The 16,209-nt window shown below is 68.5% G+C and carries 11 protein-coding genes; 4 read left to right on the top strand and 7 right to left on the bottom strand.

The window, feature by feature from the left end:
* Window positions 1-103: 103 nt before the first annotated feature.
* Window positions 104-1,969: a glutaminase A gene (glsA, locus tag NVU01S_RS36075; RefSeq protein ID WP_082032503.1), complete on the bottom strand. Its 1,866-nt coding sequence runs from the start codon at window positions 1,967-1,969 to the stop codon at window positions 104-106.
* Between the two features lie 167 nt (window positions 1,970-2,136).
* Here glsA and dxs point away from each other — a divergent pair, with 167 nt between their 5' ends.
* The gene (gene dxs / locus NVU01S_RS36070) at window positions 2,137-4,062 is read left to right on the top strand and encodes a 1-deoxy-D-xylulose-5-phosphate synthase (protein WP_043683196.1); all 1,926 of its coding nucleotides are present in this window, start codon (window positions 2,137-2,139) and stop codon (window positions 4,060-4,062) included.
* A 1,019-nt stretch (window positions 4,063-5,081) separates the two neighbouring features.
* Here dxs and NVU01S_RS36060 read toward each other — a convergent pair.
* Together NVU01S_RS36060 and NVU01S_RS36050 are read right to left on the bottom strand one after the other, a co-directional pair.
* Window positions 5,082-5,621 carry a hypothetical protein gene (locus NVU01S_RS36060; protein ID WP_052281116.1) on the bottom strand — a complete coding sequence of 180 codons (540 nt, stop codon included), beginning with the start codon at window positions 5,619-5,621 and terminating at the stop codon, window positions 5,082-5,084.
* A gap of 680 nt (window positions 5,622-6,301) precedes the next feature.
* A complete protein-coding gene (locus tag NVU01S_RS36050) occupies window positions 6,302-7,033 on the bottom strand; it encodes a CGNR zinc finger domain-containing protein (protein WP_043678016.1) in 732 nt (243 codons plus the stop codon).
* A 101-nt stretch (window positions 7,034-7,134) separates the two neighbouring features.
* Between NVU01S_RS36050 and NVU01S_RS36045 the strand changes: the two genes are divergently transcribed.
* Entirely contained in the window at window positions 7,135-7,548 is a 414-nt protein-coding gene (locus NVU01S_RS36045) for an SRPBCC family protein (RefSeq protein WP_043678014.1), read from the top strand.
* A 516-nt stretch (window positions 7,549-8,064) separates the two neighbouring features.
* Here the strand turns inward: NVU01S_RS36045 and NVU01S_RS36040 are convergent.
* Window positions 8,065-9,318, bottom strand: a complete 1,254-nt coding sequence (locus NVU01S_RS36040; protein ID WP_043678012.1) for a ribonuclease D — start codon at window positions 9,316-9,318, stop codon at window positions 8,065-8,067.
* A gap of 150 nt (window positions 9,319-9,468) precedes the next feature.
* On the bottom strand, window positions 9,469-10,107 hold the full coding sequence (locus NVU01S_RS36035) for a DUF3000 domain-containing protein (protein ID WP_036561166.1): 639 nt from the start codon (window positions 10,105-10,107) through the stop codon (window positions 9,469-9,471).
* A 209-nt stretch (window positions 10,108-10,316) separates the two neighbouring features.
* Here NVU01S_RS36035 and hemE point away from each other — a divergent pair, with 209 nt between their 5' ends.
* Window positions 10,317-11,372 (top strand): uroporphyrinogen decarboxylase, encoded by a 1,056-nt coding sequence (hemE, locus tag NVU01S_RS36030; RefSeq protein WP_052281119.1) that lies wholly within the window; start codon window positions 10,317-10,319, stop codon window positions 11,370-11,372.
* 9 nt (window positions 11,373-11,381) lie between these two features.
* Here the strand turns inward: hemE and NVU01S_RS42830 are convergent, their stop codons facing one another.
* Both NVU01S_RS42830 and gyrB read right to left on the bottom strand, forming a co-directional pair.
* Window positions 11,382-12,158, bottom strand: coding sequence for an SMP-30/gluconolactonase/LRE family protein (locus tag NVU01S_RS42830; RefSeq protein WP_082032315.1), 777 nt, complete (start codon window positions 12,156-12,158; stop codon window positions 11,382-11,384).
* Between the two features lie 18 nt (window positions 12,159-12,176).
* Window positions 12,177-14,147, bottom strand: a complete 1,971-nt coding sequence (gyrB, locus tag NVU01S_RS36020) for a DNA topoisomerase (ATP-hydrolyzing) subunit B (protein WP_043678010.1) — start codon at window positions 14,145-14,147, stop codon at window positions 12,177-12,179.
* Between the two features lie 466 nt (window positions 14,148-14,613).
* Between gyrB and NVU01S_RS36015 the strand changes: the two genes are divergently transcribed.
* Complete coding sequence (locus NVU01S_RS36015; protein ID WP_043678007.1) at window positions 14,614-15,960, top strand: protoporphyrinogen oxidase; 1,347 nt, start codon at window positions 14,614-14,616, stop codon at window positions 15,958-15,960.
* Window positions 15,961-16,209 lie beyond the last annotated feature (249 nt).

Raw genomic sequence — 16,209 nt, 5'->3', positions numbered from 1 at the left:
GGCTCCGGTCTGCTCAACGGTCGGCGGCGCGTAATCGTCCCCGCCGCGCGGAACTGCTTGTCACCTCCTCGCCGCAGGAGGGCACCCCCGCGACAGGCACCGCTCAATAGTCGCCGCCGCGCACCGCGATCGCCCGCACCGCCGCGTCCATCTGCGCGTACGCGCCCGCGGCGAGTCGCTCGAGCAGCGCGAGCTTCAACTGCGGCGCCTGCGAGGTGAGCTGATCGAAGCGCGCAGGACTGAGCACCGCCACCCGCACGCCCGCCTCGGCCCTGGCCTCGTTCGCGAACGCCGCGCCGACCAGCATCGGAATCTCGCCGAAGGACATGCCCGCGGACAGGCTGACGAGCCGATGGGTGCGAGAATCGCTGCCCAGGAAGGTGATCCGGACCCGGCCCTCCAGGATCAGATACAGACCGGAGCGGGCGCTCCCGCGGGCGGCGATCACCTCGCCGCGCGCGAACGTGCGCACTTCGAATTCCTTGGCCAGGCGCGTCCGATCATCCTGCTCGAGCGACATGAGCGCCGGATGTTCCTCGATCGCGATCGACGTGCACACCGGCTCGTCGGCGGGCCGATGTCGCTCGAGCACGATGTCCTCGCACCATTCGGTGGCCGTGTCCCGGTCGATGAACACCCGGCCGCGCGGGTCGTCCGGGTCCAGGCTGGACACCATGTGCCCGAGTTTGGCGTCGGGATCCACCAGTGCGACGCGCACGCCGACGGCGGCGAGTTCGGTCTGCAGATCGTCGAGCATGCGCACCGCGATCGTGCTCACCTCACCCACCCGGCGCAGGTCGACCACGAGCGCCTCGAGGTCGCCGGCCTGCTCCTCGATGCTGCGCACCGCGCTCTCCGCGCCCGCGAACAGCAGATCACCGTGCAATTCGTAGACGCGCGCGCGATGCCCGTGCTCGGCGAGCACCGCGATCTCCTCGGTGGTCCGACGCAGTCGCGAGGGCACCTCGGCGACCGAGTAGCCGGCCCGGATCGCGGTCCGCGCCGCCCGCGTGACGTGCAGGAAGTGCAATTCCAACCGCTGCGACAGCTCGCGACACGCCGAGACGCCACGCACACTGTTGCCGTGCGGGTCCAGGCGCGGCGAGTACACGGCGATGCCGATCTGGCCGGGCAGCACCGCGACGATGCCGCCGCCGACCCCGCTCTTCGCGGGCAATCCGACGGTGCTGACCCAGTCGCCCGCCGCGTTGTACATGCCGCACGTGGTCATCACGCTGAGCACCCGCTCGGTCAACGCGGTGGTCAGCGCCCGCTCCCCGGTGACGGGGTTGCGTCCGTTGTTCGCCAGCGTCGCCGCCATCAGCGCGAGATCGCGGCAGGTCACGTCGATCGAGCACTGCCGGAAGTAGCGGTCGACCGCCTCGTCCGGGTCGGAATCGATGATGCCGAACGAGCGCAGCATGTAGCCGATCGCGCGATTGCGGAATCCGGTGCGCGCCTCGGAGGCGTACACCGCCTCGTTCATGCGCAGTTCGCGGCCCGCGAAACGCGAATAGCAGGCGCGGATGCGCTCGAAACGCTCAGCGGCGTCGTGACCGGTGATCAGTGACGCGGCGGTGATGGCGCCCGCGTTGATCATCGGATTGCGCGGCCGCTCGGTCACCGGATCCAGACTGATCTCGTTGAACGCCTCGCCGGAGGGTTCCACGTCGATGCGCTCGTCCACCGCGTCGGTGCCGCGATCGGCCAGCGCGAGCGCGTAGGTGAACGGTTTGGAGATCGACTGAATGGTGAACGAAGTCTCCATCTCTCCGGTGCCGTATATCCGCCCGTCCGCGGTGGCCAGGCACAGCGCGAACGAATCCGGCTGCACCGCAGCCAGTTCGGGAATGTAGTTGGCCAGCGCGCCGGATTCGTCGGAGCGGCACAGCTGGTAGACGTCGCTGACGATCCTGGACACGACGCCCGGTTCGATTGTCCTGTCGATCGCCTCTTCGACCTGGGCCACACGATCACTCTAGGCCGAGTACGGTATGCCGAGGCTCACATTTCGGTTCGATGTCGGCTGGTGATCGTCGTGGCAGGGTGGGACAGTTGGGTTCTCGTACGAGGGCACTGCCCACCGCTCCGTAGACTGATCGGATCAGAAGCGCTATCCGGAGGGAGCGAGTTCAGGTGGGAGTGCTTTCCCGGGTCGACACGCCCGAAGATCTGCGTCCGCTGACCGCGCCGCAGTTGCGTGAGCTGGCGGACGAAATCCGCGAGTTCCTGGTGCAGAAGGTCGCCGCGACCGGTGGGCACCTCGGCCCGAACCTCGGCGTGGTCGAGTTGACCATCGCCCTGCACCGGATCTTCGACTCGCCTGCCGACCCGCTGATCTTCGACACCGGCCACCAGGCCTACGTGCACAAGATCCTGACCGGCCGCAAGGACCAGTTCGATGACCTGCGCAAGAAGGGCGGCCTGTCCGGCTACCCGAGCCGGTCCGAGAGCGCGCACGACTGGGTCGAGTCCTCGCACGCGTCCGCGTCGCTGTCCTACGCGGACGGGCTGGCGAAGGCGTTCCAGCTGAGCGGGCAGAACCGGCACGTGGTCGCCGTCGTCGGCGACGGCGCGCTCACCGGCGGTATGTGCTGGGAGGCGCTCAACAACATCGCGGGCGCGCCGGACCGTCCCGTCGTCATCGTGGTCAACGACAACGGTCGCTCCTACGCGCCCACCATCGGCGGACTCGCCGATCGGTTGACCGCCCTGCGCACCCAACCCGCCTACGAGCACGCGCTCGACGCCGGGAAGCGGATCATCAAGAGCATTCCGCGGGTCGGGGAGTCCGCGTACTCGATGATGCACGCGGTGAAGGCCGGGATAAAAGACGCGGTGAGCCCGCAGGAGCTGTTCAGCGACCTCGGCATGAAATACGTCGGCCCCGTCGACGGCCACGACATCGTCGCGATGGAAGCCGCACTGCGCCGCGCCAAGGATTTCGGCGGACCCGTCGTGGTGCACGCGGTGACGCAGAAGGGCCGCGGTTACGCGCCCGCCGAGAACCACATCGCCGATCAGATGCACGCCTGCGATCCGATCGATCCGCTCACCGGCCGGCCCGTCGGCGGGCCGAAGGCGCTCGGCTGGACCGCGGTGTTCTCGCAGGAGCTCATCGCGCACGCCGAGAAGCGGGACGACATCGTCGCCATCACCGCCGCCATGCCGGGCCCCACCGGGCTCGCGGCGTTCGGTGAGCGCTTCCCGGAGCGGATGTTCGACGTCGGCATCGCCGAACAGCACGCCATGGCTTCCGCGGCCGGGCTGGCGCTCGGCGGTATGCACCCGGTCGTCGCGATCTACTCGACCTTTCTCAACCGGGCCTTCGACCAGTTGCTGATGGACGTCGCGCTGCTGAAGCAGCCGGTGACCATCGTGCTGGACCGTTCCGGCATCACCGGGCCCGACGGCGCCAGCCACAACGGCATGTGGGACCTCTCGGTGCTCGGCATCGTCCCCGGCATCCGCGTGGCCGCGCCGCGCGATGCCGCCACCCTGCGCGAAGAACTCGCCGAGGCGCTCGCCGTCAACGACGGACCCACCGCGATCCGGTTCCCCAAAGGCAGTGTCGCCGACGATATCTCGGCGGTCGAACGGCTCGACGGCGTCGACGTGCTGCGGTTGGCCTCGGTCGATCGCAGCGACGACACCGCGCTCGACGGCGGCGGTTCGGTGCAGGCCGTGCGCGGTGACGTGCTGCTCGTCGCGGTCGGCTCGTTCGCCGAGCTCGCCCTGCAGGCGGCGGATCTGCTGGAGAACGAAGGGGTTTCGGTCACCGTCATCGACCCGCGCTGGGTCCTGCCCATCTCCGACACCCTGGTCAAACTCGCCGAAAATTACCGGCTGGTCGTGACTTTGGAGGACGGCGGGCTGCACGGCGGCATCGGCTCCACTGTCTCGGCCCGCCTGCGCAACTCCGGCCTCGACATCCCCACCCGCGACCTCGGCGTCCCCCAGCAATTCCTCGACCACGCGTCCCGCGGTGAGGTACACGCCGAACTCGGTTTGACGGCCCCGGACATCGCCCGGCGGATCGGCGGGTGGCTCGCGGCACGGTGAGTGCGCACGGGGTGCGGTGAGTGCGCTCGGGGTGCGGGTGAGTGTGCTCGCGGCCTGAAGCAGTGCCTGGATCGCAGGTCCGGCGATGTAAGCCGAACTCGGCCTCGGCGGCCGCGGGTGTCGTCGGTGTCCCGAAGCGAGCGCGCAGACGGACGCGGTTCTCCCGCACCCTTTCTGAGGATTCGCACCCCGACTTGCCGTGGGACACGCCGTGGTTCGTCTCGGAAAGGGTGCGGGATCCCTGGGTGCCGAACGGTGTCGCGATCCAGTTCGGCGGATCGGTGGGTGGCTCGCGGCTCGGTGAGCGTGCTCGGGGTGCGGGTGAGTGTGCTCGTGGCCTGAAGCTGTGCCTGGATCGCGGGTCCGGCGATGCGGTGTACGCGTAGAAACCGCACCCTTTCTGTGGATTCGCACCCTGACTCGCCGTGGGACACGCCGTGGTTCGTTCCGGAAAGGGTGCGGATGTCCGGGTGCCGAACGGTGTCGCGATCCAGTTCGGCGGATCGGTGGGTGGCTCGCGGCTCGGTGAGCGTGCTCGCGGTGCGGGTGAGTGCGCTCGCGACCTGAAGCAGTGTCTGGATCGCGGGTCCGGCGATGTGGTGTACGCGTAGAACCCGCACCCTTTCTGTGGATTCGCACCCTGACTTGCCGTGGGACACGCCGTGGTTTGTCTCGGAAAGGGTGCGGATGTCCGGGTGCTGAACGGTGTCGCGATCCGGTTCGGCGGATCGGTGGGTGGCTCGCGGCACGGTTAGTGCGCTGGGGGTGGGGGTGAGTGTGCTCGCGGCCTGAAGCAGTGTCTGGATCGCGGGTCCGGCGATGCGGTGTGAGTCGAACTTGGCTTGGCGGCTGCGGGTGTCGTCGGTGTCGCGAAGCGAGCGCGTGGACGGATGCGGAGTTCCCCGCACCCTTTCTGTGGATTTGCACCCTGACTTGCCGTGGGACACGCCGTGGTTTGTTTCGGAAAGGGTGCGGGATCACCGGGTGGCGAACGGGGCAGGCGAACCGGGCCGGTGGCGTCAGGGACGGGGTGTGGCCGTTGGTTGGCGGCGGGTCCAGTCGTGGGAGTGGGCGGCGCTCTGCGAGTTCTGGCGCACTATGTGGTCTGGTTCGGGTGGGGCGGGCCAGAACTGCAGGAGGTAGCGGTCCAGTAGTGGCTCGTCGTGGAGTCTGACGTCTTTCTCTCGGGCCGGGTCCATGCCCTGCGCGCAGTACCGCACCCGGTAGTCGAGCCCTTCTTTCAGGTCCAGTTCCCAGGAGTCCTCCCCAGCCCACTGCATCAGGAAGCTCTGCTCCGAGAGCGGGTAGAACGAGACCTCCACGACGTCTTCCCATGCCGGATCCAGCGCGGGAGCCCGGCCGCGCACTTCGACGGTGAAGCCGACGCTGCCGGTGTGCAAACCGGTCGTGAGGAACAGTGCGCCGGGTACCGCGGCGCCGCACAGTCCCGAGTGCTGTCCGGCGAACGCCTCGTGCATGCGTGGGCTGATGCCCGAGGGGTCGCTCACGACGTAGATCTGGCTGTAGGCGACACCCACTTCGCCCTCGAGTCTGAACACGTCTCACACCATCCCGACCGGCGAGCGCCTACCGTCACACGGCACGGCCAGGTCTAACGAAATCCCAGGGGTGTTGATCTCGCTGAGTTCGGTGCCGAAGGGGTCTGCGTGGTGCGGTCTGGTTCGAGAACGAGTCATGGGCGGCAGCGTAGAGAAGCCCACCGACATAACGGCTTCCAGCGCGTCCGACCTCCACGACAACGAGATCCACACCCTGCGTGAGCTTCTCGGCCTCGCCGAGGCCGGATGAGGCCTGTCGATGCACCGCGTCCGGGTACCTGCTCCGGAGCTCGTCGACATAGTTGTCGAAGCCGACGACACGCCCCTTCCGCAGGTGCCGGACATGGATGTTGGGGACACCCCGACCGCGCTCATGAGGCTGCGCGTGCTGGGCGGCGAGATCGACTGCCGTGCAGTCGCATCCGGCGCTCTCGGCCCTGTCGCACTCGACGACGACACGCAGTCGGATGTCGTGGTGCACCGCGTCCCGATGACCTCGCTCACCATGAGCGCCACCGAATCCATCAGCGTCGGCAAGAAAGATGGGCAGCGGGCGAAGAACATGTTCGCGCTCGGGATGCTGTCCTGGATGTACGAGCGCCCGAGAACAGTGCATGCGCCGACCCGAATCCGCTTGCTCTGGACCATCACCGCGGCCAATTGCACGCATCGATCGGTGCTCAGAGGGTGGTTCGGCGGCGGTGGGAGGCGCGGACTTTCACGCGGTTGCCGCAGACGTTCATCGAGCACCAGGTGCGGCCGCGGTTGCGGGAGTGGTCGTAGAAGGCCCAGCGGCAGCTCGGTTCGCGGCAGGCTTTCATGCGGGTCCAGGTGCCTGCGCTGACGGCGGCGAAAACGTCGGCGAGCATGGTGGCGAGGGCGAAATCGACCGGGTCGTCGGTGTGCGGCACCAGACGTGGTTGCGGGCCGGTGATGTCGAGCACGAGCGGCAGCATGTCGGTGAGCGTCCGGCACTTCTGGAATGCCTGCGGATCGAGACCGTCCGGCCGCGGGCTCGGCACGGGCGCGGCATTGTTCTCGGCCAGCAACGCCCGCAACCCCTCGCGCAAAGACAACGCCCGCTGCAATCCGCCCGCATCGACCAACCCGCCCCTCGAATCAGCGGTCCCGCCGGAGTGCGGCCCGCCGCGCGCACCAGAACGGCCGGGTCGCGGCTCCTCGTAGTGCACCACCGAGTTGGAGGCCGCGTCGACTGCGTTCGGCGTGGCGGGCGCACTGAGCGTGTCGGCCGGATTCGCGGCGGGTGACAGGAGGTCGTGGGTGTTCAGCCACGTGAGTAACTGGGCGGGGGTGGTGAGGTGGTCGCCCTCGGCGCGGCGGGTATTGACGAACTCCACGATGCGGTGCAGGGCGGGCGGTGCGTTGTCGGCGGGGTGGACCGGGCTCGGCATCCAACCATCATAACTACCGATTGACGGTAGCCGGTTATCTAACTATCGTTCGGCGAACGCAAGTTATCTTGCTGGCCTGAGTCGAACAAGGAGATCTGGTCATGGCATCGGTACGTAGAGAACTGGTCGTGGACGCGGACCCCGCGCAGATCTGGGACATCATCCGGGACTTCGCCGCCGGGCCGACGCGCATGGCACCGGGGTTCGCCGTGCGCAGCGCGCTCGAGGCGCCGGGCTATCGGGTGGTCGATTTCGCCGACGGCTCGGTGCTACGGGAACGGCTCGTCGTCATCGACGAGGACGAGCGCCGCTTCGTCTATTCGATCGTGGGCGGCAGCGTCACGCCCGAGCACAACAATGCCTGTATGCAGGTCTTCCCGCACGGCGCAGGGCAGACCCGCTTCGTCTGGACCCACGACGTCCTCCCGGACGCCCTGGCCGAACCTTTCGCCGCAGCAATGGACAACGGCCTCGCCGCCTTCGGCCGATCGGTCGCAAGCGCAACCACCCCCTGATCCCGGCCGCCTCGCGCCCCGGCGGGGCACCGCAGAGCACTCCGTGTGCCACGAGGAACGCACGCCTTCGTTCGCCGATATCGCAGACGACGCAAGGCGATGATGCCGCGCACTCGGTGCGCGGCATGTGGGTCAGCGGGGCGGCCGGGTCGACAGCACATGCACGGTGCGCACCACCCCGATCGGGCAGGCGGCGACTCGCCGAACAGCCCACCGCGTCGGCGCAGTTGAGCCATGACACACCAAGTTCAACGTGCGGAGAAGCTGCGTTCGCCCTCGGCACAGCGAACTGCAGCCCGACAAACCATGGTCGCCCCGCGGCACGGCTGATCGCAGCGTGCGTAAGTCGAAGTGATGGTCACCTACCGCATGGCGGACCGCCCCCAGCGCTGACAAGCCGCGCTCACCCGTGCCATGGCTGACCGCAGCCTGCACCCGACTCGCCGGTCACCTACGGCCTACTGCGTGCGAAGCGCCACGGTGAAGATTCGCCGACCTCGGCGGCAGACCCGTGACTCAGGCGGGTGTCAGGGCGGCGGTCAGTGGGGGGACCGCGAGCTCACGCTGCCACTGCCTGGCTCCGCCGGATTTGAGGAAGCCGTCGATGGCGGCGGCCAGTTCTTCGGGGGAGTCGGGGGCGCGGTCGTAGTCGGGGAGTCCGTCCCAGCAGAGGCGGCGGACGAGGTCCGGGGACAGCAGGTTTTCCACGGGAATCGAATGTTTCGTGGAGAGTTCGCCCATGGCGGTGCGCGCGCGGGTCAGCCGGGCGGCGGCGGCGGGATCGCGGCGCTCCCACCGGTTCACCGGGGGCGGACCGTCGAACGGCTGGGTGAGCGGCGGTAGTTCGGTGTCGGGCATGGTGCGGCCGCGGTCGACGGCGGCCAGCCATTCGCGCGAGTACCGCCGCTGCCGCGGTCCGCCGAACACGGGTAGTCCGCGGAGTTGAGCAATGGTTTTCGGGTCGGCCGTCACGGCGGCGATGATGGCGGCGTCGGGCAGGATCCGCGCGGGTGCGACGTCGCGGGCGCGGGCGAGCGCGTCCCGGGTGGTCCATAGTTCGCGGACGACGGCCAACTGCCTGGCCCGGCGCAGAGTGTGGATGCCCGAGGTGCGTCGCCAGCGGTCCGCCTTCGGTGCGGGCGGTTCGGTGGTCCTGACGTGCTCGAATTCCTGTGCCGCCCAATCGCTCTTGCCTTGTGCGTCGAGTTCGGCCGCCACCGCGTCGCGCAATTCCAGGAGTAGTTCGACGTCGAGTGCCGCGTAGTTGAGCCATTCGTCGGGCAGTGGCCGGGTGGACCAGTCGGCCGCGCCGTGTCCCTTGCGTAGCGCGTGTCCCAGCAGGTTTTCCACCATGGCGGCCAGGCCGACGCGTTCGAATCCGGCGAGCCGCCCGCCCAATTCGGTGTCGAAGAGCCGCTGCGGGCGTAGGCCGAGTTCGGCGAGGCCGGGCAGATCCTGGTCGGCCGAATGCAATACCCATTCCAGGCCGTTGATCGCGGCGGCCAGCGGGGTCAGGGCGTCGGTCACGGGGATCGGATCGATGAGAAAAGTGCCTGCGCCTTTGCGGCGGAGCTGGATCAGATAGGCGCGCGCCGAATACCGGAATCCTGAGGCGCGTTCGGCGTCGACGGCGAGCGGGCCGGTGCCCGCGGCGAGACGATCAGCGGCCGCGGCGATTTCGGCGGCGGTGTCCAGTACCGGAGGCACGCCATCCACCGGCGCGAGCAGGGGAGGCGCGCCGGTGGTTTCGGATTCTTCGGGTACGGACATGTTGTTGAACTTTACGTGCAGGGGTGCGGCCGTCGTCGTCCTATCGGACTTCCGTGTGTCGGAATGACGAACGGCAGCGCAATCGTTGTCGGCTTTCGTTCATCTCAACGCCATGACACCGGGATGTCTTCCGCGCGGCCGCGAAAATCGCTACCGCTTGTCGGCGGAACCGCCGGGACGCATCTCCAGCTGGGTGATCCCGGCCGGCGGCAGTCCGGCGGCATAGGCGAGAACCTCGCAGAAACCCTCCACGTGCGGCCGGATATCGGTGGTGACCGCGGTCCAGGAGGCGCGTAGTTCCAGTTGGTGTGCCCGGGGCGGACCCGCGATATCGCCGTAGCGCACCGAACTCGTCGAGGTCACCGTGCCGCCGAGCGCGGTGAACGGCTCGGAGCGCGATTCGAGCGCGTCCACCAGCCAGCTCCACGCCACCTCGGGCAGCAGCGGGTCGGTGGCCAGTGCGGCGTCGATATCGGCCTGGATGTAGGCGACCAGTCGCAGCGTGCCGTGCCAGGCGTCGTCACCGTCGGGGTCGTGCAGCAGGATCAGTCTGCCGAACGCGTCGCCTTCCGAATCGACCGGCACGACACCGGATTCCGGATGTTTTACCTCGGCACCGAGTGCGTACGAGTAGGGAGCCAGACGTTGCGGCGGCCGAATGGGCGCAAGCTCGATCCGAGGGTGCACTGTAGCGGTCCCCATCGCATCGACCGCGGCGCGAAATTGAGCTGGCTCGCCATGAGGTCCCTCGGTCGGTGCGGCGCCGTCGCGGAAGTCGAGCGGTGTCACGAAGGGGACGGTAGACCTTGTGCACCCCGCACAGGCGGAGGCGCGCCGCTGGAGTCGGCGCGGGCTGCGCCGGAAGTTGCGTGGTAGCACAGGCCGTGCCGGCGGATCGGCCCGCGCGACGGGCGCGTCCGACCGGTCGGCAGGCTCGTGTGCGCTACGCCACCGGTGTCCGGCTCGGCCCGGTTCGCGGGCCGCATACGATAGCCGTGATGAGCACATACACCCGCCGCCGCCTGACCGATGCCCCGTTCCTGGCCGCCGCCACCGGCGCGACGCCGAGCAGGCGCCCGGTGTGGTTCATGCGTCAAGCCGGACGGTCGCTGCCCGAATACCGCGAGCTGCGCAAGGGCGTCGGCATGCTCGAGTCCTGTTTCGATCCGGAGCTGGTGTGTGAGATCACGCTGCAGCCGATCCGCAGGCACCGGGTGGACGCGGCGATCCTGTTCTCCGACATCGTGGTTCCGTTGAAGGCCGCGGGGGTCGATCTGGATATCGTGCCCGGCGTCGGTCCGGTGATCGCGTCGCCGGTGCGCACCGTCGACGATGTGCGCGCCCTGCCGCGATTGCGCCCGGAGGAAGTGGGGGCGGTCACCGACGGAGTGCGGCTGCTGGTCGACGCGCTCGGCGAGACGCCGTTGATCGGGTTCGCGGGCGCACCGTTCACCCTCGCGTCCTATCTGGTCGAGGGCGGGCCGAGCAAGAACCACGAGCGCACCAAGTCGATGATGTACGCCGACCCGCAGACCTGGCACGCGCTGCTGGGCGCGCTCACCGATATCACCATCGCGTTCCTGCAGGCGCAGCTGGCGGCGGGGGTCGACGCGATCCAGCTGTTCGATTCGTGGGCGGGCGCGCTGTCGCTGGCCGACTACCGCCGGTTCGTGCTGCCGCATTCGGAGCGGGTGTTCGCCGAGGTGGCCGCCGCCGGCGTGCCGCGCATCCACTTCGGTGTGGGCACGGGCGAGCTGCTCGGTGCGATGGGCGAGGCCGGCGCCGACGTGGTCGGCGTGGACTGGCGGGTGCCGCTCACCGAGGCTGTCCGCCGGGTCGGGCCCGGAAAAGCGTTGCAGGGCAATCTCGATCCGGCCGTGCTGTTCGCGGGCGCGGCGGCGGTCGAGACCGAGGCCCGCCGGATCGCGGCCGAGGCGGACGAGGCGATCACCTTGGGCGCCAAGGGACATATCTTCAATCTCGGGCACGGTGTTCTGCCCGATACCGATCCCGGTGTGCTGACCGCGCTGGTCGAATTGATCCACGAGCTGTAGCGCGGCCGCTCACCGCACCGGAATACGGGTGGCGGGCACCGGGATCCCCGGCACCGCCACGGTCTCCCGCAAAAGCCGTCCGCTCGTGGTGATGTACAGCGTGGTGTCGTGCAGTGCCACCGAGGACACGAAACCATCGGGGAGATCGAGGGTTCGGTCGAGTGCGCCGTCGGCGGTGAAGCGGGCGACGGCACTGCCGCTGCCCAGGGCGACCCACACGCCACCGTCGACATCCACGGCGAGACCGTCGCATTCGCCCGCCGGTGCTTCGGCGAATACCCGGATGCGGCCGTCCGTTATCGCCAGCACCCGGCTCTCGGCGTATTCGCAGACGTAGAGGGTCTGTTCGCCGGGGGCGAAGCCGATGCCGTTGGGCCAGCGGATGTCCGCCGCGACCGTGCTGACCGCACCCGCCGGATCGATCCGCAGCACCTCACTGGGCCCGGCGGATTCACCCTGTTGTGGACGGTGGCGCAGGACGCCCACATACAGTGATCCGTCGGATCCCACTGTCACATCGTTGAATCCGGTCGCGCCGTCGACGGTGAGCACGGTGTGGATGTCGTCGGCGGCATACGCCACGTCGCGGCCCGTGACGATCAACCCACCGTTCTCGTGCCGCGCCAGTCCGCCGATCCCGCGCCTGCGCGCGACGACGGTGTCGGTCACCCCGTCCCGGTGGCGGAATACTCCGCCACCGGTGACATTCGAGAACAGCACGCCGCCGTCGGCCGGTACCAGTGGCGCCTCGAGCAGGCCGGTGGTCGAGTACAGCTGGGTCGGCATGGTTCTCCTCGTCGGTGCTCAAAGGTCCAGGAAGCGAACGTCTTTCGCGTTGCGGGTGATGAACGTGCGGCGGGCTTCGACGTCTTCCCCCATCAGAATGGAGAACAGCTCGTCGGCGGCCGCCGCGTCGGCGAGCGTGACGCGGCGCAGGATGCGGGTCCGCGGGTCCATGGTGGTCTCCCACAGTTCCTTGGCGTTCATCTCGCCCAGCCCCTTGTAGCGCTGCACACCGTCATCCTTGTTGATCTTCTTGCCGCCCGCGAGCCCCGCCTCGAGCAGCGTGTCACGTTCGCGGTCGGAGTAGGCGAACTCGGCCTCGCCACGCTGCCACTTGAGCTTGTACAGCGGCGGCTGCGCCAGATACACGTGCCCCTCCTCGATGAGTGGGCGCATGAATCGGAACAGCAGCGTGAGCAGCAGGGTGGTGATGTGCTGGCCGTCGACGTCGGCGTCGGCCATCAGCACGATCTTGTGATACCGCAGCTTGGCGAGGTCGAACTCGTCGTGGATGCCGGTGCCGAAGGCGGTGATGATCGCCTGCACCTCGTTGTTCTTCAATACCCGGTCGATGCGGGTCCGTTCCACGTTGATGATCTTTCCGCGCAGCGGCAGGATCGCCTGATACATCGAGTCACGGCCGGATTTGGCCGAGCCGCCGGCCGAATCGCCCTCCACGATGTAGATCTCCGAACGGCCCGGGTCCTTGGACCGGCAGTCGGCCAGCTTGCCCGGCAGTCCACCCAGATCGGAAGCGGACTTGCGGCGCACCAACTCTCGCGCCTTACGCGCGGCGGTCCGCGCCTGGGCCGACGATAGCGCCTTGGTCACCACGGTTTTCGCGTCCGCGGGGTTCGCCTCGAACCAGTGCGTGAGGTGCTCGTTGCACGATTTCTGCACCAGCGAACGGATTTCGGTGTTGCCCAGCTTGGTCTTGGTCTGCCCCTCGAACTGCGGCTCGGCGACCTTCACGCTGACGATCGCGGCCAGCCCTTCGCGGATGTCGTCACCGGTGAGGCTGCCGTCCTTGTCTTTCAACAGCTTCTTCTCTTTGGCGTATTTGTTGACCACCGTGGTCAGCGCCGAACGGAACCCCTCCTCGTGGGTGCCGCCGTCCTTGGTGTTGATCGTGTTGACGAAGGAGTGCACCGACTCCGAATAGCCGGAGTTCCACTGCATCGCCACCTCGACGCTGGTGCCGGGGCCGGTGCTGGTGAACCCGATGATGGAGTTGTGGATCGGCTGCTTGGTGCGGTTGAGCCGGCGGACGAAGTCCTCCAGACCGCCCGGATAGCAGAAGGAGCGCGTGCTCGCCTCCGTCGCGTCGGTCCCGCGCTCGTCGGTGAGGGTGATGGTGAGCCCTTTGTTCAGGAATGCCGTTTCCTGCAGGCGGCGTGCGACCGTCTCGAAGGTGTAGGTGGTGGTCTCGAAGATGTTCGGATCGGCCCAGAACCGCGTGGTGGTGCCCGTCCGGTCGGTCGGTGCGCCGCGGACCAGCTCGTCGGGTTTGGCATCGATGTAGGTCTGCGTCCAGTGGTATCCGTCGCGGTCGATCTCCAATTCGACTCTGGCGCACAGGGCATTGACCACCGAGAGGCCGACACCGTGCAGGCCGCCGGAGAACTCGTAGGTATCGGAGTCGAACTTGCCGCCCGCGTGCAGTCGCGTCATCACCACCTCGACGGTGGGGATGCCGAGCGCGTGCAACTCGACCGGGATGGCGCGGCCGCTGTCGACCACCTGCACGCCGCCGTCGGCCAGCAGCGTGACATCGATGCGGTCGCCGTAGCCTGCCATCGCCTCGTCGACGGAGTTGTCCACGATCTCCTTGATCAAATGGTGCAGGCCGGCTTCGCCGGTGGACCCGATGTACATGCCCGGCCGTAGGCGCACCGCGTCGAGCCCCTCGAGCACGGTGACGTTGGACGCGTTGTAGCCCTTGTCCGATGCCGCCTCGGCGGATCGTGTCGGGGTGGAGTGGTTGGTAGCCACGAGTCGGTAACTCTCCTCATATGCCTTATCCGACGGGGCCGGGCTCAGCGCGCAGCAGTCCCCCCGGTATGCCGACGCGGCACAACGAGTTGATCGGGGAAACAGAGACCTGTCTGCGAGCTGGACGCCGCGGCCCCACCGGAAGCGCCCAGAAAACTTGTCGTCTCCCATCATACCGTTGGTGCAGTTCTATATCGGGCTCATGCAACTTGGAAGGTGTATTAGACCTGTCTAGACACGCCTGTAGTGCTTCAAAATTGATGTTTTCAATCCCCCCTATGCAAGCGTAGCCCTGATTGTCCTATGGGGGCGCTGGGTCGCGTTTGGTCCTAATCGGTCAAACAGGGCAAGTCGGTCAACTTCGAGGTGTGCCGGGCGTGCTGTCGTACGGCACGGGGAAGGGTGCCGCCCGGCCTCCGGTGGACCGGTGGGTCGCGCGACCGGGACGGGGGATAGCGTCGAAGGCATGAGGATCGCGGTGGTCGGCGGCGGGATCAGTGGATTGGTCGCGGCGTATCGGATGCGGACGTTGCTGGGTACCGAGGCCGACATCGTGGTGCTCGACCGGGCCGAGCGGGTGGGCGGCATCCTCTACACCGGTGAACTCGCCGGGGGGCCGCTGGATCTCGGGGCCGAGGCCTTTGTCGGCCGCAGACCCGAAGTCCCCCAACTACTCCGCGAACTCGGGCTGGAAACCCAGCTCGTGACGCCCGCGGGGCTGCGTCCGCTGCTGTGGTCCGGCGGGGTGGCGCATCCGCTGCCCGAGCGGACGCTGATGGGCATCCCATCGGACGCGGAGTCGATGCGCGGCCTGGTCGATGCGGAGACCCTGGCCAAGATCGCCGCGGAGCCGCAGCGGCCGCTGATCTGGGAGCCGGGCGCGGACATCGACGTCTATCAACTGGTCGCCGACCGCTTCGGTGCGCAGGTCGCCGACCGCAGCGTCGACCCGCTGCTCGGCGGCGTGTACGCGGGCAGTTCCCGTTCGATCGGTGTGCGCGCGGCGGTGCCGACGCTGGCCGCGGCCCTCGACGACGGCGCGCCCAGCCTCACCCACGCGGTGTCGGTCGCGCTGCCGCCGCCGTCCAACGCGCCCGTGTTCGGCGGTATCAGAGACGGATACCAGGTACTGCTGGAAGCCCTGGCGGCCCGATCCGGTGCGAAGTTCGTGACTGCGACGCCCGCGACCCGGCTCGCGCGCGGATTGCGCGGCTGGGTCATCGATCCGGTCGGCGCGGTCGACGCCGTCGTGCTCGCCACCCCCGCGCCGGTGACCGCCCGGCTGCTCGGCACTGTCGCGCCCGACGCCGCGACCGCGCTGGCGGGCATCGAGTTGTCCTCGTCCGTCGTTGTCGCCCTTGCGCTTCCGCTGGAAGCCGAGCTGCCGCAGCATTCCGGGATTCTGGTCGCCACCGGAGAGCCGTTGCGCGCCAAGGCTTTCACCCTGTCCAGCCGCAAATGGACGCATCTCGCTCAGCGGGATACCGCGCTGGTGCGCGTCTCCTTCGGGAAATTCGGCGACGACAGCACCCTGTCCTGGTCCGATACCGACCTGATCACCACCGCCGCGGCAGACCTGGCCACCGTCACCGGCACCGTCATCGCGCACACCGACGCGGCCGTCCAGCGCTGGCGCGGCGGCCTGCCCCAGTACGCCCCCGGCCACACCGACCGCATCGCCGCCGCCGAATCCGCCGTCGCCGCCCTCGACGGCCTCGCCCTGGCCGGCGCCTACCTGCACGGGGTCGGCGTCCCCGCCTGCGTAGCCTCCGGCACCACCGCCGCCCAGCACATCGCCGCCACGCTGAACTGAACGCCCGCCAGCGGTTCGCCGCTCGGCAGAGATTCGGTGACCTGCCGTGATCCAGTAGCCGGTCGCCGTCCGATGAGCGGTGATGGCCTGACGTGCAGGCGGCGGCCTGAGGAGCGTTGGTGGCCTGGTGCGCGGTAGCGGCCTAGCGCGTGGCGGTGGGGCCCGCCGCACCCTGCAGTGCGGAAGTCCTACCGGCGCAGCAGGTTTCGCGTTTCCTGTGCAAATGTGTCAGCGCCTGCGGAGGTTGCT

Origin of the sequence: Nocardia vulneris (assembly GCF_001613425.1) — a bacterium.
GTDB lineage: Bacteria > Actinomycetota > Actinomycetes > Mycobacteriales > Mycobacteriaceae > Nocardia > Nocardia vulneris.
This window is presented reverse-complemented; position numbering and strand designations above follow the sequence as displayed.